The sequence below is a fragment of the Bradyrhizobium sp. R2.2-H genome, from assembly GCF_004346455.1.
Lineage (GTDB): Bacteria > Pseudomonadota > Alphaproteobacteria > Rhizobiales > Xanthobacteraceae > Bradyrhizobium > Bradyrhizobium diversitatis.
Genome location: NZ_SMBR01000003.1, coordinates 211476 through 229570, shown reverse-complemented (window position 1 = coordinate 229570; position 18095 = coordinate 211476). Strand labels below are relative to the sequence as shown.

The 18095-nt window shown below is 64.4% G+C and carries 15 protein-coding genes; 6 read left to right on the top strand and 9 right to left on the bottom strand.

Annotation, left to right across the window (positions count from 1 at the left end; genetic code table 11):
- Window positions 1-59: 59 nt before the first annotated feature.
- The 4 genes from argC to EDE08_RS08535 all read right to left on the bottom strand — a co-directional run bounded on the left by argC (window position 60) and on the right by EDE08_RS08535 (window position 5294).
- Window positions 60-1043: an N-acetyl-gamma-glutamyl-phosphate reductase gene (argC, locus tag EDE08_RS08550; RefSeq protein ID WP_131868504.1), complete on the bottom strand. Its 984-nt coding sequence runs from the start codon at window positions 1041-1043 to the stop codon at window positions 60-62.
- On the bottom strand, window positions 1040-1708 hold the full coding sequence (locus tag EDE08_RS08545) for an FMN-binding negative transcriptional regulator (protein ID WP_131868503.1): 669 nt from the start codon (window positions 1706-1708) through the stop codon (window positions 1040-1042). Before EDE08_RS08545 ends, argC begins: the two co-directional genes overlap by 4 nt.
- Before the next feature lie 257 nt (window positions 1709-1965).
- A complete protein-coding gene (locus EDE08_RS08540) occupies window positions 1966-4596 on the bottom strand; it encodes a DUF3857 domain-containing protein (protein WP_245524733.1) in 2631 nt (876 codons plus the stop codon).
- A gap of 167 nt (window positions 4597-4763) precedes the next feature.
- Window positions 4764-5294 carry a DedA family protein gene (locus tag EDE08_RS08535; RefSeq protein WP_028177576.1) on the bottom strand — a complete coding sequence of 177 codons (531 nt, stop codon included), beginning with the start codon at window positions 5292-5294 and terminating at the stop codon, window positions 4764-4766.
- Between the two features lie 274 nt (window positions 5295-5568).
- Between EDE08_RS08535 and parE the strand changes: the two genes are divergently transcribed.
- The 4 genes from parE to EDE08_RS08510 all read left to right on the top strand — a co-directional run bounded on the left by parE (window position 5569) and on the right by EDE08_RS08510 (window position 10162).
- A complete protein-coding gene (gene parE / locus EDE08_RS08525) occupies window positions 5569-7611 on the top strand; it encodes a DNA topoisomerase IV subunit B (RefSeq protein ID WP_131868502.1) in 2043 nt (680 codons plus the stop codon).
- Window positions 7612-8093: 482 nt separating this feature from the next.
- Window positions 8094-8879: an outer membrane protein gene (locus tag EDE08_RS08520; RefSeq protein ID WP_131868501.1), complete on the top strand. Its 786-nt coding sequence runs from the start codon at window positions 8094-8096 to the stop codon at window positions 8877-8879.
- A gap of 305 nt (window positions 8880-9184) precedes the next feature.
- Window positions 9185-9370, top strand: a complete 186-nt coding sequence (locus tag EDE08_RS08515) for a hypothetical protein (protein ID WP_028177579.1) — start codon at window positions 9185-9187, stop codon at window positions 9368-9370.
- Between the two features lie 21 nt (window positions 9371-9391).
- The gene (locus EDE08_RS08510; protein WP_131868500.1) at window positions 9392-10162 is read left to right on the top strand and encodes an SDR family NAD(P)-dependent oxidoreductase; all 771 of its coding nucleotides are present in this window, start codon (window positions 9392-9394) and stop codon (window positions 10160-10162) included.
- Between the two features lie 111 nt (window positions 10163-10273).
- Here EDE08_RS08510 and EDE08_RS08505 read toward each other — a convergent pair whose 3' ends face one another.
- The 5 genes from EDE08_RS08505 to EDE08_RS08485 all read right to left on the bottom strand — a co-directional run bounded on the left by EDE08_RS08505 (window position 10274) and on the right by EDE08_RS08485 (window position 14977).
- Complete coding sequence (locus EDE08_RS08505; RefSeq protein WP_131868499.1) at window positions 10274-11041, bottom strand: outer membrane protein; 768 nt, start codon at window positions 11039-11041, stop codon at window positions 10274-10276.
- Window positions 11042-11219: 178 nt separating this feature from the next.
- Window positions 11220-12467, bottom strand: coding sequence for an FAD-dependent oxidoreductase (locus EDE08_RS08500; RefSeq protein WP_207912938.1), 1248 nt, complete (start codon window positions 12465-12467; stop codon window positions 11220-11222).
- A gap of 177 nt (window positions 12468-12644) precedes the next feature.
- Window positions 12645-13085 (bottom strand): hypothetical protein, encoded by a 441-nt coding sequence (locus EDE08_RS38815; RefSeq protein ID WP_131868498.1) that lies wholly within the window; start codon window positions 13083-13085, stop codon window positions 12645-12647.
- Between the two features lie 78 nt (window positions 13086-13163).
- Window positions 13164-13379, bottom strand: a complete 216-nt coding sequence (locus EDE08_RS08490) for a hypothetical protein (RefSeq protein WP_131868497.1) — start codon at window positions 13377-13379, stop codon at window positions 13164-13166.
- Window positions 13380-13462: 83 nt separating this feature from the next.
- Complete coding sequence (locus EDE08_RS08485) at window positions 13463-14977, bottom strand: caspase family protein (RefSeq protein WP_131868496.1); 1515 nt, start codon at window positions 14975-14977, stop codon at window positions 13463-13465.
- A gap of 200 nt (window positions 14978-15177) precedes the next feature.
- Here EDE08_RS08485 and EDE08_RS08480 point away from each other — a divergent pair, with 200 nt between their 5' ends.
- Window positions 15178-16158, top strand: coding sequence for a helix-turn-helix domain-containing protein (locus tag EDE08_RS08480; protein ID WP_131868495.1), 981 nt, complete (start codon window positions 15178-15180; stop codon window positions 16156-16158).
- 300 nt (window positions 16159-16458) lie between these two features.
- Window positions 16459-17973, top strand: coding sequence for a DEAD/DEAH box helicase (locus EDE08_RS08475; protein WP_131868494.1), 1515 nt, complete (start codon window positions 16459-16461; stop codon window positions 17971-17973).
- Window positions 17974-18095 lie beyond the last annotated feature (122 nt).

Here is an 18095-nt window from a genome sequence, read left to right as displayed (position 1 = left end):
TAGAAAGCTGCAGCGTCGCTTCCTTCGCCAGGCTGGCCTCGCGAGCAACGCTCGATCAGCTACTTCTCGGCAAGACCCAGCATCAGGCGCATGTTCTGCACGGCAGCGCCCGATGCGCCCTTGCCGAGATTGTCGAGCCGGGCGACCAGCAGTGCCTGATGGTACTTGTCGCTGGCGAAGACGTAGAGCTCGAGCATGTTGGTCTCGTTGAGCGCCTCCGGTTCGAGCCGGCCGGCCTTGGTCGCCTCGTTCTGCAGCGGCATCACCTTGACGTATTTCGAACCGGCGTAACGCTTTGCCATCGCCGCCTGTAGGTCGGCCCCGCCAGTCTTGCCCGGCAGCGCGTCGAGCTGCAGCGGCACCGAGACCAGCATGCCTTGCCGGTAGTTGCCGACCGAGGGAATGAAGATCGGACGCCGCGTCAGGTTGGAGTAGAGCTGCATCTCCGGCAGATGCTTGTGCTCGAAGCCGAGGCCGTAGAGCTCGAAGGATGGCGCGCTGCCGTCTTCGAAGCTCGCGATCATCGACTTGCCGCCGCCGGAATAGCCGCTCACCGCGTTGACGGTGACGGGATAGTCCGGAGGCAGGAGGCCGGCATCGACGATCGGCCGCAGCAGCGCGATCGCGCCGGTCGGATAGCAGCCGGGATTCGAGACCTTCTTCGCCGCCTTGATCTTGCCGGCCTGGTCCGGCGTCAGCTCGGGAAAGCCGTAGGCCCAGTCCGGCGCGACCCGGTACGCGGTCGAGGCGTCCAGCACCTTCGGCGCCGAGGCGCCCATGCTGTCGACCAGCGCAACAGTCTCCTTCGCGGCATCGTCGGGCAGGCAGAGGATGACGAGGTCCACCTCCTCCATCAGCGCCTTCTTGGCCGCGGGGTCCTTGCGCTTGTCGTCGGCGATGGTCTTCACCACAACATCGCTCTGGAGCTTGAGCCTCTCGTTGATGCCGAGGCCGGTGGTGCCGGAACCGCCATCGACGAAGACGGTGGCAGGCTTCTTCGCCGCGCCCGTGGCCGGGGCTTTCGTGGTTTCCGTGAGGCTCATGGCGCGCTCCTTTCGAGCATGTTGGTTTCGTTCGCGAAGGCCTCCGGCCTCACGTCCTGCATCAATTGTGCGATCTCTCTGGCGTCGGCCTGGGCTTGCGCGCCGAGCGCATTGGCGATCGCTGCGAAATCGGCATCCGATTTGTGCTGGTTCAGCTTGAAGCTGCCCTCGACCTCTTCAACCGTCATGACCAGACCCACGATCGCCTTCTTCATCGCCTCGAACCGCCCGGCGGTCATCTTGCCCGACGTCCATGGCTTCTTGGGCAACAGCCAGCTCTCGAACTTTTCGCTGAGCGTGTCGAGCTGCACCGACAGCTCGTCATCCGACAGCAGCCGCACCGGCCCGCTCAGATGCACCGACTGGTAGAGCCAGGTCGGAACCTGATCCGGCGAGACGTACCAGTCCGGCGATACATAGGCATCTGGGCCGTTGACCGCGAGCAGCCACGACGCCTCGCCGCCCGCCAGCTTTAGCAGCGGATTGTGACGGGCCAGATGAAAGGCGGCCTGCGGCGTGCCGTCAGCGCCGTAAGTCAGATAGAACGGCAATGGCGAGGCGATGGGCTTGTGGCCGTCGAAGGCGCACATGGTCCCGAAGCCGCGCTCGTCGGCAAACTTCAGGCTCGCGGCGCGGTCCTGCTTGAAAAAGGGTGGCGTGTACATCGTGGTCTCCTGCTGGGCCTCCTAAGGGAGCCGCCGGATCAGATCGCGCTGACAGGAGAGAGGATGCCGCGGATCGGATCCAGCGGCAAAGACGATGATCTCAAACGCGATCGACCGCCCAAACCGCAAAGCTGCGGCGGCGGCGACGGGCGAACAGGATGGTCGCGGCGTTGATCATGGCGCGCGGCTATAAGGCGATATCGGCCCGACGTCAAGGTTCTGGAACCATCGAGCGACCGTCAGATATTCGCTGCCGCTTACCAGCGGGCAAGGCCAAGGCGGCTAAAGACCGAGCCCCAAAAGGAACCGCCGCCACGGGTCAGCTCGTAAAGATGAGCGCCTGCTTGCTCGTTTCCGCGATCGGAGGCCTTGGTGTACCACTTGATCGCCTGCTGTGTATCCTTCGGCACACCGGTGCCGCTCTCATAGGCCCAGCCCAGATTGTATTGAGCCCAGCTGTCGTTCTGGTCGGCGGCCATGCGCAACAGGGATATGCCCTTGGCAAGATCCTGCGGCACGCCCTGGCCTTTGATGTGCATCAGGCCGAGGCTCATCTGCGCGTATGTGGAGCCCTGCTCCGCCGCCCGAGAAAACAGATCGAAAGCCACGGCAAGGTCCTGTGGAACACCCCGACCGTCCCGGTACATGGCGGCAAGGCGCATCTGGCTATAGGCCCTACCCTGTTCCGCCGCCTTGGCGTACCAATCGGCCGCCTGCTTCTCGTCGCGAACCTGCCCCGGACCGGCTTCCTGGAGGTACGCAAGCTGCTCCTGGCTATAGGGATCGCCTTGCTCGGCAGCCAGGCGAAACCATTTGACCGCCTCCCCGGCGTCGCGCTTGGTTCCGCTTCCGTCCCGATACATCGCCCCCACATGGGCTTGGGCGCGGGCATTGCCGATTTCGGCGAGCGGCTTCAACCGTTCCATCGCGCGTTCGAAATCGTGAGCGAGATATGCGTTCGCCCCCTCGGTGTAGTCGGCACTGACTTCGACCACCGAGGATGCCCCCTTTGGCGTGAGGCCGATCGGCCCGTAGCGGAAGTCGTCGAGCTTGTCGAACCCCTTCTCGATTGCCGCGCCAAACTCTGGCGGGCAGACGGGCGCATCAAGCGCCAAGCGAAGAACTGCGCTGGAGCGAATGGTCCGGCCATCCAGGACAATGGTGCTGCTCACATCGATCCGGCCGTGGACCATCCCGTAGCCCGTCCTGCCTTCGAACGCCGCCGAATAGGTGACTGGCGCCGGCTTCTCGTAGAAAAAAGTGTTCTCGGGAACCGTGAGAGAGGCAACTTCGCGGTATTCCATCGGCCGGCAGACAAAGGGCCTCCCGTCGGTCTGGCGCGCGATCAACCGCAGAAATGATCGCCTCGGATCGGTCAAAGGCAACATCCTGACATGCGCGGGCCGATCAAGAGCGATGATCTTGCTGATCTGAAACGTCGACGTGATGGCATAGTCATCCGTCAATTCGCGCGGATTTGGATAGGTGTAATCACCGGTTCCGGTCAGGCCCGCCTGCTCGATCAGTTTTCTGGCAGTCACGCGTCGGTCCGAATCATCCAATCCCAGGGCGAGCGCACGACCCAGCTGGGCCCCGATGCCTGTACCGGACAGGATCGAGCGCACGTCGCGCTTCCCGTCCTTGCCAAGCACATAGTCTGTTTCCGCAGCCAGCCGAAAGCGCGTCGGGTCGGCCATGGGAATGCGCCCCAAGGTGCCCTTGTCGATATTGAGGACCGGTTTGCCCGCGAGTTCGGACGGCAGGGAGCCGAAGGCGAAGAGTGACGCGGTCGGATCGAGATATTGGTCGATCTCCGGGACATAGGCGATCGCGTGGTCGAAATTCGGCGTGGCTATTTCGGTGAGCGTGTACCTTGCCTGCGAATTCACCGCGACCAGATTGACTTCGATGCCCTGGGCAGCAAGCAGCGCCTTGAACAGCGTCGCATGCGCCTTGCAATCGCCGTAACGCGACGCAAGCACCGCCGAGGCAGGCTGCGAGGTCCAGCCGCCATCCTCGAGGCCAATCCCGACGTAGCGGATGTTGCGCGCCACCCAATTGTAGATGCGTTCAATCTTCACCCGCGAGCCGGTCGCCTCGCCGATGATCTCCCGCGAAAGTCGTGCAATCTTCTCGTCCGGTCGCGCCATGGGCGCGTTGCGGGCGTTCAGTGTCGCCGCGAAAGCGGCATAGTCGGCAAACGTGCTCGCCTCGAAACGCGCGGCGTATGACAGAGTCTCATCGTCAATCTGCCCGGACCTCGGTGTGTCTTGTCGGAAGCGCACGCGGTGGATGATGCGATCGTTGCCCCTCTCTTCCCAGTGCTCGACATTGCGCATTGCGATCCGCAGCGGCCTGGATGCCGGCCCGTCCACGATCACCTCGAGCAATTCGGGCGGTTGGCTTGCCGGCTCGCTCCAGACGCGTGCGAACTCGCCTGGAAATCTCGCCTGCTTTGCCTTGTAAACAAGACGACCGCGGATGCTGTCGCCGGGAGCAACGTGCGGGAAGGCGATGATCCTGTTGCGGACCTCGTCGAAATAGGGCGAAGAGGAATCTGTCGAAGCCGGTTGATCGCGAATGGCCCGCTCGTCGACCGCAACCACGCTGCCATCGGCCTTGAGGGTAGCAAGCTCCGTTGACGACAATTCGTCGAAATAGCTGTTGTACTGAAAACTCTGCTGCGCGATCGCCTCGGCGCCCTTCTCGTCGAGCGCCTTGATCTCGAACTCGAAGACCTCGTTGCTGAGACCGGCCTCATCGAACGTGATGGTGTGACGGGCGAGCGTTCGCCGCCAGCCCGGGTCGATCCAGCCGGGCCTCACATCCAGGCCGGATGATTCCGCGGCATACGATTTCATGCATGGCAACAGCAGCAGCAACGACACCAGGAAGGTAGAATAAATTCGTACGATCATCTGTTGAGCGCTCGGCCAACCAATTCCGCAGCTCAACTAGCAGGCGAAACTTACCAGCAGCACCCTCAGAAAGAACGATTTTTAGATTTCCTTCTGCGCCGCGATCCGATCGGGCATGTACCCGATCCCAAATGCGGTCAGATCACCCGCCAGATCCATTCCATGATCTTGGCGAGCACGTCGCCGAACAGCAGGAGCACGGCGGACCAGATCAGGGCCGAGACGAAATTCGCGGCCTGGAAGCTCCAATAGGGCATCTCGAAGATGCCGGCCGCAAGCGGCACGGAGGCGCGCAAGGGGCCGAAAAAGCGCCCGATGAAGATGCTGGGTATGCCCCAGCTGCGCACGAAAGCCTCGCCTCTGGGCAGCAGGTCCGGATAGCGCGAGAGCGGCCACATCTGGGCAACCCTCTCCTTGTAGCGGTAGCCGAACCAGTAGGAGACCCAGTCGCCCAGCGCCGCGCCAAGGCCGCCGGCAATCCAGACCGGAAAGAAACTGATGCCGCTGGCCCCGATCAGCGCACCGATGGCCACCAGCGCGCCCCAGGCCGGAACCAGCAACGAGATGAACGCAAGCGACTCCCCGAAGGCGAGCAGAAACACGATCGGTGCCGCCCAGGCCTGGTGAACGCGCACGAAATCAGCCAGGGCGTGCGCAAATTGCTCCATCAAAAATAGCCTTCCCGCCCCGTCTCAAGGTGCTGCTCGATGAAAAGGACTGGTAAGCCAAGGACTTGTGTGACATCAAGTCACAAAACCCGACATGACACGTGGCGAACCGTCAAATTGCCGGGAACTTGTGGGCCCTGCGGCGTAAAATCGCCGGGATTGGCTCCCAACCCCACACCGCCAGCCCCGGCGCGGTAACCTTTCCAAGGCAGAAGTGGCATAGTCGGCGCAACCGATTCGCCGCCCCTGCGGCCCTCAAAACGCATCAAGATATATGTCCAAGCAGTTGAAGCCCAAAGCAAAAGACGACTTTTTCGGCGGCGACGAGCCGAAACCTCGTGCCGCCAAGGCGGCGCCGCGCGGAAGCGGCGGGGAAGCCGATTACACGGCAGCCGACATCGAGGTGCTCGAAGGCCTGGAACCGGTGCGTCGCCGGCCTGGCATGTATATCGGCGGCACCGACGAGAAGGCGCTGCATCATCTGTTCGCCGAAGTCATCGACAACTCGATGGACGAGGCGCTCGCCGGGCATGCGACCTTCATCGAGGTCGATCTCAGCGCGGACGGGTTCCTGACCGTGACCGACAACGGCCGCGGCATCCCGATCGATCCTCACCCGAAATTCCCGAAGAAGTCGGCACTCGAAGTCATCATGTGCACGCTGCATTCGGGCGGCAAGTTCGACAGCAAAGTCTACGAGACCTCGGGCGGCCTGCACGGCGTCGGCATCTCCGTGGTGAACGCCCTCTCCTCGCGTCTCGAGGTCGAGGTCGCGCGCAGCCAGAAACTCTACCGCATGACGTTCGAGCGCGGCCACCCGAAGGGCAAGCTCGAGGACCTCGGCAAGATCAACAACCGCCGCGGCACGCGCGTGCGCTTCAAGCCCGACACCGATATTTTCGGGCCTAAGGCCGCGTTCAAGCCGCAACGCCTGTTCAAGATGACGCGCTCGAAAGCGTATCTGTTCGGTGGCGTCGAGATCCGCTGGAACTGCGCGCCCGAGCTGCTCAAGGGCATCGAGGACGTGCCGGCCGAAGCGACCTTCCACTTCCCCGGCGGCCTCAAGGATTATCTCGCCGCGGCGATCCACGCCGACACGCTGGTGCATCCCGACATCTTCTCGGGCAAGTCGGGCCGCAACGGCGCGCATGGCGCCTGCGAATGGGCCGTGGCCTGGACCGCCGATGCCGACGGATTCCTCTCCTCCTACACCAACACCGTGCCGACGCCGGATGGCGGCACGCACGAATCCGGCCTGCGCAGCGCCCTTTTGCGCGGCCTGAAGGATCACGCCGAGCGCGTCGGTCAGGGCAAGCGCGCGGCCTCCGTCACCTCGGAAGACGTGATGGTCGGCGCCGCCGTGATGCTGTCGGTGTTCGTGCGCGAGCCGGAATTCCAGGGCCAGACCAAGGATCGCCTCGCCACTGCGGAGGCGCAGCGCATCGTCGAGCAAGCGATGAAGGATCCGTTCGACCATTGGCTGTCGGGCAATCCGAACATGGCCAACCGGCTGCTCGACTTCGTGATCGACCGCGCCGAAGAACGGTTGCGGCGGCGGCAAGAGAAAGAGACCGCGCGAAAAACCGCCGGCAAGAAGCTGCGCCTGCCCGGCAAGCTCGCCGACTGCACCGACGCCGGCACCGATGGCTCGGAGCTGTTCATCGTCGAGGGTGACTCGGCCGGCGGCAGCGCCAAGCAGGCGCGCGACCGCAAGACCCAGGCCGTGCTGCCCCTGCGCGGCAAGATCCTCAACGTCGCCTCTGCCGGCAAGGACAAGCTGACGGCGAACGCACAGCTCTCCGATCTCGTGCAGGCGATCGGCTGCGGCCAGCTCCTGCAATATCGCGAAGAGGATCTGCGCTACCAGCGCATCATCATCATGACCGACGCCGACGTCGACGGCGCCCACATCGCTTCACTGCTGATCACCTTCTTCTACCGGCAGATGCCGAAGCTGATCGACGAAGGACACCTCTTCCTCGCGGTGCCGCCGCTCTACAAGCTGACCCACGGCACGAAGTCGGTCTACGCGCGCGACGACAAGCACAAGGACGAGCTGATCAAGTCCGCGTTCAACGCCAACGCCAAGGTCGAGGTGAACCGCTTCAAAGGCCTCGGCGAGATGATGCCGGCGCAGCTCAAGGAGACCACCATGGATCCGGCCAAGCGGACCCTGCTCAAGGTGGTTCTGCTGCCCGACGACCGTGACACCACCGCAGATTCGGTGGAGCGCCTGATGGGCACCAAGGCCGAGGCGCGCTTTGCCTTCATCTCGGACAAGGCCGAATTTGCCAGCGAAGAGCTGCTGGACGTCTGAGGCATTGGTCCGTGCCGGGCGCGCCAGCTACAAGCTCGGTGGTCCGGTGGTGGCGAAGTACCGCGCCGCCGCTTCTTCGAAAACCAGCCCCGGCCTCGGCCGGGGCTTTTTGCTTTTTGGCTCCTCCAAGTCGAGGCCACGGCGTGGACGACGCGATTCGCGCCGGACCGGGCGAGTGGGCCAGCGACTCAGGAGCTCAAACGCCGAGCGAGGAATGCCTCCATTTCGAACAAAGCCGGATTTGCTAACGACAAGTTACCCGAAATCGAAGTCTGCAGACCCCAAACAACATATTGAAATATATGACATAATATGGATTCGAGCAGTAGCATTCGAAATACTCCAGCACCGGCGTTTTCCGGCGACTGTGCCTGCCCGGCAACAGCATTTCGGCGAGAACCGTCTATAGTCCGGGCATCAGATGATACGAACTTCAGCGCGCGCTCGCGCCTGCTACGACAGACCAAGGTTGGGGATTTGACATGAAGAAGACTTTGCTCGCTCTGACCGCGGTTGCGGCGATGACCGGTTCGGCCTCGGCGGCAGACCTTGGCGCCCGTCCCTACATGAAGGCCCCGATGCCGGCGCCCGTTGCCAACTGGACCGGCTTCTACGTGTTCGGCGGTGGCGGCGGCGGCCTTTCGAATGCCGACCAGAGCGTTGTCGACACCGGCACGGGCACCCCGCTGACGATCACCCAGCGCCAGGGCGGCTCGGGCTGGTTCGGCACCGTTGGCGCCGGCTACGACTGGCAGTTCAACGGCACCTGGGTCGCCGGTGTGTTCGCCGACGGTCAGTTCGGCAGCATTCGCGCCACCATCCAGGATCCGACCCTCGGCATCACCGGCAACCAGAAGCTGGAAACCTCCTGGGCCGCGGGTGTTCGCCTCGGTTGGCTGGTCGCCCCGAACGTTCTCTCCTACGTGAACGGCGGTTACTCGGGCGCTCACTTCGGACAGACCAACTTCACGACGCTGGGCGGCACTCCCGTTGGCGTCCACCTCAACAGCTACGATCGCCACGGCTGGTTCATCGGCGGCGGCGTGGAGAACAGCCTGAACATCTTCGGCATCACCTCGCCCGGCTGGTTCATGAAGACCGAGTACCGTTCGGCCTTCTACGATACCAAGACTCAGGATCAGATCTCCGATGCCACGGGCCTGCCGACCGGCGTGAACAGCATCCGCGCCAACAGCTGGAACCAGACGATCTCGACCTCGCTGGTCTACCGCTTCAACTGGACCGGTCCGGTGGTCGCGAAGTACTGATCCGATCTCACGATCAAACGTCAAAGCCCCGGCATCGCCGGGGCTTTTTCGTTTTGGGCCGGGCGGCCGAGGCTCGCCTGCAATGACCTGTACGGCGAACCGGGCTCCGCTCGCCGACTATCGGTGCGGCCGATCGCGCAGCCGCGAATTGCCTTTCCAGGGACACGCTTCCTCCCACCGGCAGCTTGCGCCGGTGCTGCCATTGTATCCACACTGACGCTACGGTTAGTGTGCGCTCAAGCTTTCGCGGCGCGGCGATCCTCATCGCCGCACCGCTGACAGGAGCGGACCGATGGGAGGAATCCATGCGCAGATTTCTGCTGGTCGCAGGCCTGCTTGCGACTGCCGTCGGGCTGCTCTGGATCGGACAGGGCACGGGCGCCGTTCCGTGGCCGCGATCGAGCTTCATGGTCAACCAGCTGCAATGGGCCGGCTATGGCGCAGCCATGGCCGGCTTCGGGCTGGTGCTGATCTGGCAGAGTCATCAATGAGATAAATCAGGGAATGAAAGCATGACATCCAGCCGGTTCGATCTTCGCGGCAAGGTCGCGATCGTCACGGGAGGCAATGGTGGCATCGGCCTCGGCATGGCGCGCGGCCTTGCCGACGCTGGCGCCGACATCGCCGTGGTCGGACGCAACGAGGCCAAGTCCGCCGCCGCCGTGTCCGACCTCAGGCAGCGCGGCGTCAAGGCGATCGCCGTCACCACCGACGTGACCGACAAGGCGGCGGTCGCTGCGATGATCGAGCGCGTCGTCGGGGAGCTCGGCCGCATCGACGTCCTCGTCAACAACGCCGGCATGAGCATCCGCAAGCCGCCGCACGAGCTCGAGCTCGACGAGTGGAACAAGGTGATCGACACCAACCTCACCAGCGCTTTCGTGTGCTCGAAGCTGGCCTACCCGGCGCTGAAGGCGTCCGGCAACGGCAAGGTGATCAATATCGGTTCGATGATGTCGATCTTCGGCGCGAGCTTCGCGACGGCCTATGCCGCGAGCAAGGGCGGCATCGTGCAGTACACCCGCGCCTGCGCCAACGCCTGGGCGCCCGACAACATCCAGGTCAACGCCATCCTGCCGGGCTGGATCGATACCGACCTCACCCGCGGCGCCCGGCAGCAGGTGTCGGGGCTGCACGAGCGCGTGCTGGCGCGCACGCCTGCGGGGCGTTGGGGCGACATCGACGATTTCGCCGGCATCGCCGTGTTCCTCGCCTCGCCCGCGTCGAACTTCGTCACGGGCACAGCGATCCCCGTCGACGGAGGCTTCTCGGTAATGGCCTGAGCCCGGGCGCGCCCGCAATCAAACGACGCAAAAAAGAAGCCCCGGACCAGGCCGGGGCTTTTGAAATTTGCAGTGCTTTTCTTGATCGTTGGTCGCGTTGCGTCGACGTGCTCAGTAGCGGCCGATGGTCGGCGCGTCGAACTTGTAGCTCGCGCGCACGACGGCCCATTGGATGTCGCGCGGCTTGGCATCGAAGGTGTAGTTGCCCGAGGTGCCGCCGAGTTGATAGGTCTGGCTGCCGAAGGCCGCGTAGTTGTATTCGAGGCCGACGATCCAGTTGCGGGTGACGCCGTATTCCCAGCCGGCGCCGACGGTCCAGCCGTTGGCCCAGTGGGTCTGTTCGCCCGACCCCGTCGCCACACCGGTGGTGTCGGTCACCGAGAGACGGTTGTTCACGCCGGCATAACCGCCCTTGAAGTAGAACAGGTTGTTCTGCACGGCGAAGCCGGCGCGACCGACGACGGTCGCGAGCACGTTGGCGCGCCAGGAGAACACGTCGTCCGCAGCGCCAAACACGTTGTTGACGACCGTGCCCTTGTTGTCGAGGCCGGAGATCGTCCCTTCAATGCCGAACACGTAGTTGTTGGCCTGCCAGTTGTAGCCGATCTGGGCGCCGCCCATGATGCCCGAGTTGCGCTGACGGAAGCCATCACCCGGCGAAAGATCGCCGAACGGCGCGCCGGTTCCGTTGTTGGTGAACTGCTCGTTGGTCCAGGCGCCACCGATATGGCCGCCGACATAGAAGCCGGTCCAGTTGAACAGCGGCTCGACATAGGCGGGCGCCTTCGTGTAGCGCGCACCGAGATCGGCGGCGGAGGCCGCGCCGGTCGAAACCAGAGCCGTCGTGCAGGCGAAGGCGGCAATCAATTTATTACGCATGGTACACCCCGTGTCCTTTGATGGGCGCACGGTCACACGCAGGTCTTACTCAAATTTGAATCAAGAAAGTTAAGATGCCGGATTGGCACGCAGCGCGCCTTGAATCCGTTGGCGTTGTTGTTCGCGCGCAACGCTTGGCGCGCGATTTAACGCGGCATTATCCTTAGCAGCTCCTGCGTTACGGTGCCGGCGCGGCCCTCGAATGCACGTGCTCCGGCCGCACGCCGAGCGCAAGCAGGCGCGCCGGAATGCCCTGTAGCCACGGCAACGCGGTGACGAGGCGCACGACCAGCGGGACTTTGAGCGGCCGATCGCCGCCCTGCAAGGCGCCGCTGATGATATTGTTCTGCACGATCACCTGCATGCGTTGCGTCATCTTCACCGGAAATTCGCGTCGGCGCCTGATGGCATCGAGCTCGCCCTCGGTCGGGCAGCCGCGCTGAAGCTTGTCCGCCAGCAGATTGGCGGTCGCGACCGCGTCCTGCACGGCGAGATTGACGCCGACGCCGCCGACCGGCGACATCGCATGCGCGGCGTCGCCGATGCACAGCAGGCCCGGCTGCGTCCAGCGCTTGAGGCGGTTGATCGCGACCGTGAGCAGCTTGATATCGTCGAAGCTCTTCACATCAGTGATGCCGGATCGAAGGATCGGCGCCATGCGCACGACGTCGTCGAGCAACGCCTGCAATCCCCTCGCCTTCACCGCTTCATATTGTCCCTTGGCGATGACATAGGCGCATTGCCAATAGTCGCCGCGGTCGAAGGTGATCATCATCTTGCCGGGCTCGACCCGCGCGAACACGTTCTCGGTCTCGTCGGGTCTGCGGCCGGCGCGGAACCAGAGCACGTCCATCGGCGCGCCGATCTCCTCGACCTCGAGGCCGGCGCGCTCGCGCACCGTCGAATGCCGGCCGTCGCAGGCAATGGTGAGATCGGCCTCGATGTCGATGATGCCGTCAGGCGTTTTCGCCCGCACGCCGGCGACGGTCTCGCCGCGGCGGATCAGATCGACCGCCTCCGTGCTCATCATCACCTCGAGCGAGGCAAAGCGCCGCCCGGCCTCGCGCAGGAAGTTCAGGAAGTCCCATTGCGGCATGAAGGCGATGAAGGGATATTTGGTATGGAGCCGGCTGAGATCGGCGATGCGCACCGGCGTGCCGCCGAACAAGCCGTCCATCTTCTGCAAGCGCTGATGCGGCAGCTTCAGGAAGCCGTCGATCAGGCCGAGCTCGTCCATCACCTGAAGCGTCGAGGGATGCACGGTGTCGCCGCGGAAGTCGCGGAAGAAATCCGCATGCTTCTCCAGCACGATCACGTCAATGCCGGCCCGCCCGAGCAGATAGCCGAGCATCATGCCGGCCGGCCCGCCGCCGACGACGCAGCAGCGGACCTTCATGGTGCGGTTTGGCTGTTTGTCAGATGTCATTGCCGCTGCGATCCGCGATGTGAGTATCGATCAACATATCCCTGACGATACTAGCGCGATTCAGGCCGAACGCAGTTTCAATTTGCGGCCATAGCCGCCGCGACTGGTTCGCAGCAGCACCAAGCCCCCGGACAAAAAGGCCCGCAGTGCGCGGGCCTTTGCCTGAAAGCGGGATGACTATTTCTGGTCTTCGTTGCTGGTCCCGGTGCCCGGACTGCCGATCGGCAGCCCATTGGGCGCATGACCGACACCCGCGTTTCGCTCGGCTTGCGCCGCCGCGGGCGTCTTGCCGGCCGCGGTCGGGGGCTGAGCGTTCGGATTGTTCAGGCTGTTGTTGGTATTGATGTTCGCTCCGGTGGTGGTGCCATGCGTCCCCATTCCCGAGGGAGCCGACGGCCCCGAGTTGGCGCTGCTGGATGACGTGCCCATTCCGGCGCCTGAGCTGGCCGCAGATCCCGCGCCGCCGGTCCCCGTTCCGGCAGCAGCCCCGGCGCCGGCACCGCCACCCGCACCACCGCCACCCGCACCAGCGCCTCCGCCACCACCTCCCCCTTGCGCAAAGGCGGCCGTCGACAGCGCAGCACAAGCGGTGATTACGAAGATGGATTTGCGGATCATGGATCGTCTCCCTGGTTTGACAGACAATCCAGGTGCCCAAGGAGTTGTTCCTTCCGCGGAGATCGACGTGCGCTTGCCTCATGGCTTTGACGACTTCCGTTCCCATGGGCGCTTGCCGTCGGCGTCGCGATCCCAGGGTCGCGTGATCGGAGCTACCTTCTCATCCTCGGCGGCCTTCGCGCGGTCCGCCTGGACACGTTCACGGTCGGTGAGTGGCGGCGCTGTGGGGGCGGGAGTCGTTTGGGCCAAAACCGGAAGCGTCGTAACGACCGCGACGATGATGAACTTTGCCATCCCCGCCTCTAGCACTTCCGCCTTGACCTGTCCGATTTAAGTTCGTCCACTCCGTAGGCCGATCGCGTCAGGCCGACAGCGCATCAATGATTGCTGCGGTTCGCGCTACGAAAACTCTTGATCTCCGAGACGCTGCCGTCGCGATAGGTCAGTTCCACCGAGACGGACTGCGTGCTTGGCGCGAGCTTCATGTAGAGCGGCATGCCGGCGGTGACCGCGCTGGGGTCGCGCATGTCGCAAGGCGGCATCTTCAGCACCTGGTTGGGGACGGCGGTGTCGATGCCGATGCGCACCTCGCGGATGGCGCAGCGGTACGACACGAGATGCGTGTAGTAGACCAGCAGCCCGTTGAACTCGCGGAACGACAGCCAGCTCGTCGAGGTCATGTCGAGGATCTTGCGCTGGTCGCGGATCAGCGCGGCCTCGGGATCGAACCTGATCGGGAACGGTCCCTGCATGTCGCCGGACTGATCGACGTAGCGGACCTCGATGGTGCCGGCCTGCGCATCAGGCGGCAGCTCGATCGACGGGTTCGGCATCCGCTTGCGCGTGCGCGGATCGAGCGTATCGATGAATCCGGTCTCGCGGAAATCGCCCTTGCCGGCCATGCGCCAGGAAATGCCGAGCGTCGGGTCGGCGAAGGAGAACGTCACGCTCCAGCCGCCATTGTGCCGCGAGAAGCTCGCGATCGGCGCGTTGATGGTCTCCTCCTTCGGCATCTGTGGCACCGACACCGGCGGCAGTGCCGCAAGCTTCTGCGGCGGTGGATCGGCCGGGCGCGCGGCTGCATCCTTCGCCATGCCGCTGAGGAAGACGTCGTCGACCATCTGATCGAAATAGACCGGCACCTGCCTGTGCTTGACCGTGTCGGCCATCTCGCTGACGGCACGGCGCGTGCGTTGCGCCACCTGCACCAGGTTCTCGCCGGGCTTGAGCAGCTCCTTGGCGAAGGTGCGTGTGAACACCGAATTGGGATTGGCGTCGTCGTTGGACAGGCGATCGAGCGCTGTCTGACGAGGTCCTGCCGAGAACACCGAGAACACGCCTTCGGGCAGCTGCGTCATCGGCGCGAGCCCGCCGCCACCGGCGACCGCGCGGGTGCCCTTGCGCTCGAACGGGTTGTTGCGGCAGGCGTCGAACACCAGGATCGAGGTCCGCGCCTTCTTGTTCTGAAGGCGCTCGACGATGCGGTCGGCCAGGATCGAGGCGTCGCGCACCAGCTCTTCCTGACCTTCCGTCGCCGCCGGCACGTCGGTCGGCAGCAGGTAGTTCTGGCCGGCGATCTCGAAACCATGGCCGGCGTAGAAGAAGAACGCGGTGTCGCCGGGCTCGATTGCCTTGTCGAAGGCGAGCAGCGTCTCGGAGAATTGCTGCCGGCTCTGGTTCTCGGCGACCATCACCGAGAAGCCGAGCTGCTTCAGCGTGTCGCCCATGGTGCGGGCGTCGTTGACGGCCTTGAGCAGCTTCGGGACGTTCTTGTAGTCGTTGTTGCCGACCACGAGCGCGACGCGCTTCTCGGCATAGGCAGGCGCTGCGAAGCCGCTCAGGCTCGCCGCAAGACCAAGGGCCGCCAGAATTCCGAAAAGCCGACGCGTCATCGCAAAATTTTCCCTGCAGAACGGCCCTACGCCGGTTCCTTCGAACAGCAGTTCACGGGATCCCCTGCCGCTGTGTGATAGTCGGCCCAGAGGCAACGACGGTTCAAGGGGCCTGCCCCCCGATTCCTCGATCTGGCTCTGGCAGATTGCGTTGGAATCTGCTTCTTCTTGAACGATTTCGCCGGAAACGAGGGGCAGCCGTGTTTCACTGGTGTACGGACGAGGTGGAGCCGCACGACCGTTTCGAGTATTGGCGCGAGGTGCGCGCCAAGGGATTGTTCGGCGTTACCGCCGAGCTCGAGCGCGAGCGGCGAACGAACTTCTTCGGCGAGTTCTCGCTGCGCCAGCTTGGCGGGGCCGGCCTCGTCGAGCTGAAGGCCTCGCCCTACGCGGTCGAGCGCAGCACGTCCGACATCGCTGACGCCCCGGGTGACGCAATCTGCGTGTACCAGCAGCTCGGCAGCGGCGGCTGGTTCGGCGGCATGCGCACAAGCGACTTTTCGATCGGGAGCGGCCGCTTTGCCACCAGCCATACCGACCTGCCTTACCGCACCGCGCCACAGGGCGCCGGGGGCTTTCACCTGCGGATCCTGAAGATTCCCGTGAGCAGCATCCCGACGCAGGACAAGCGCATGCGCGAGCTTGCACCCCGGACGTTCAACGATCCGACCCTGGCGCCCCTGCTCGCTGCCTGCTTTGCCGATCTCGGCGAGGCCGCCGCGGATGATGCTGTCGCCGCGGATGCGTCCCCTCTCGTCCAGACCTCCCTGGTTCAGGCGTTGGCCCATCTGGCGCTGATCGAGCGCGGCATCGTGCGGCCCGGCAGCCGGCGCGGCCAGGCGGCGCTGCGGACCGCCCGCCTCTCGCAAGCCCGGCGCCTGATCGCACGCCACATGCAAAACCCAAACCTGGCGCCGGCCATGGTGGCCGACCTGCTCGGCGTGTCCGTGCGTCACCTGCACATGCTGTTCGAGACAGCCGAGAAGAGCTTCTCGCAGACCGTGACCGACGAGCGCCTGAAACAGAGCCGCCGCCTGATGCGCGAGGCGCCGGAGCGGATGATCGCCGACATCGCGGCCTCCTGCGGCTTCGAGAGCCTGGCGACCTATTACCGGGTCTTCAATGCCGCCTATGGCATGGCGCCCGGCGACTTCCGGGCCAGGGGCGCGGATGACCTTTAGACGGGTCGTTTGGCGATTGCCGCCGGACCGCGGGCAGAGCGGAAAATCCCAGCAGCGCCCGCGATTTGGGCAAAAACCTCAGGTTTTTTAGGGCCTTCCCGCGCCTGCTCCATTGACTTTGGCCAATTCCCCCCTATGTTCCAGTGCGACGCGGCTCAGATCGACGAGCGATTCCTGAGCCTTGCGCTTTGTTCGCGTGAGTCAGCACCCCCAGCTTCTTCGAGAGCGCGCCGTTTCGGGGTGGAACGCGACAGCCTTAATTACCCTCGATTCCGAACGGCGGTTTCGACCAGAGGCTCAATGTCCTTTTCAAATCTCGGACTATCCGAAAAAGTCCTCGCCGCAGTGGCGGCCACCGGTTACACCAATCCCACCCCCATCCAGGAACAGGCGATCCCTCACGTCCTCGCACGCAAGGATGTGCTCGGCATCGCCCAGACCGGCACCGGCAAGACCGCGGCCTTCGTGCTGCCGATGCTCACCATCCTCGAGAAGGGCAGAGCCCGGGCGCGCATGCCGCGCACCCTGATCCTCGAGCCGACCCGCGAGCTTGCGGCCCAGGTGAAGGAAAACTTCGACCGCTACGGCGTCGGCCAGAAACTCAACGTCGCCCTCCTGATCGGCGGCGTCTCCTTCGGCGATCAGGATGCCAAGCTGATGCGCGGCGTCGACGTGCTGATCGCAACCCCCGGCCGCCTGCTCGACCACACCGAGCGCGGCGGCCTGCTGCTCACCGGCGTCGAGCTGCTCGTCATCGACGAGGCCGACCGCATGCTGGACATGGGCTTCATCCCCGACATCGAGCGCGTCTGCAAGCTGGTCCCGTTCACGCGGCAGACCCTGTTCTTCACCGCGACCATGCCGCCGGAAATCCGGCGCATCACCGAAGCCTTCCTGCACAATCCGCAGAAGATCGAGGTCTCCAGGCCAGCCACCACCGCCGTCACCGTCACGCAAGCCCAGGTGCCTGCCGGACGCGAGGCGCACGAGAAGCGCGAGCTGCTTCGCCGCCTGCTTCGCGAGGCCAAGGACCTCAAGAACGCGATCATCTTCTGCAATCGCAAGCGCGAGGTCGCCATCGTTCACAAGTCGCTGCAGAAGCACGGCTTCAGCGTCGGCGCGCTGCACGGCGACATGGACCAGTCGGCCCGCACGGCCGCACTCGAACAGTTCCGAAAGGGTGAGCTGCCGCTGCTCGTCGCTTCCGACGTCGCCGCCCGCGGCCTCGATATTCCCGAAGTCAGCCACGTCTTCAATTTCGACGTTCCCCATCACGCCGACGACTACGTTCATCGCATCGGCCGCACCGGCCGCGCCGGCCGCACCGGCACCGCGATCTCGATCGTGACACCACTCGACCAGAAGTCGATGGTGGCGATCGAAAAGCTGATCGGCCAAAGCATTCCGCGCGCCGAGGGCGATTACGAAGTCTCGGCCGAGGCATCCGATGCGAGCGAGCGTCCGCGCGAGCAGCGCGGCCGTGAACGTTCACGCGGCGGCCGCGGCAAGCCGCAACGCGGCCGCGACCGTGAGCGCAGCCACGAGCCGCGCGACGCACGAGGCGAGGCAAGGCACGCCTCCGAATCGAGGCCTCCTTCGGAGACGCGACAGCCCGCCGAATCACGGCATCGGTCCGACGACAAGCGCCGGGCGGAGCCGCGACACGAAGCGCGCCAGCAGGCCAACATCTCGCATGTCCCCTCGATCGGCCGTCCCGAACCGCGCCGCCAGCGCGAAGTCGACACCGAGCCGGGCGATCACTCGCATCTGCCGGCGTTTCTGCTGCGGCCGGTACGCTCGCCCGCCGGCGCCTGAAGCGCAACGCGCTCCAGATTCCGGTTGAGCAAACCCGCGACACACCTTATTAGACGCCTTCGTGAACGTATATTTACGGGGCGTTCACGATCGTCCGTTAGCCTACGAACATAATTTAAGCA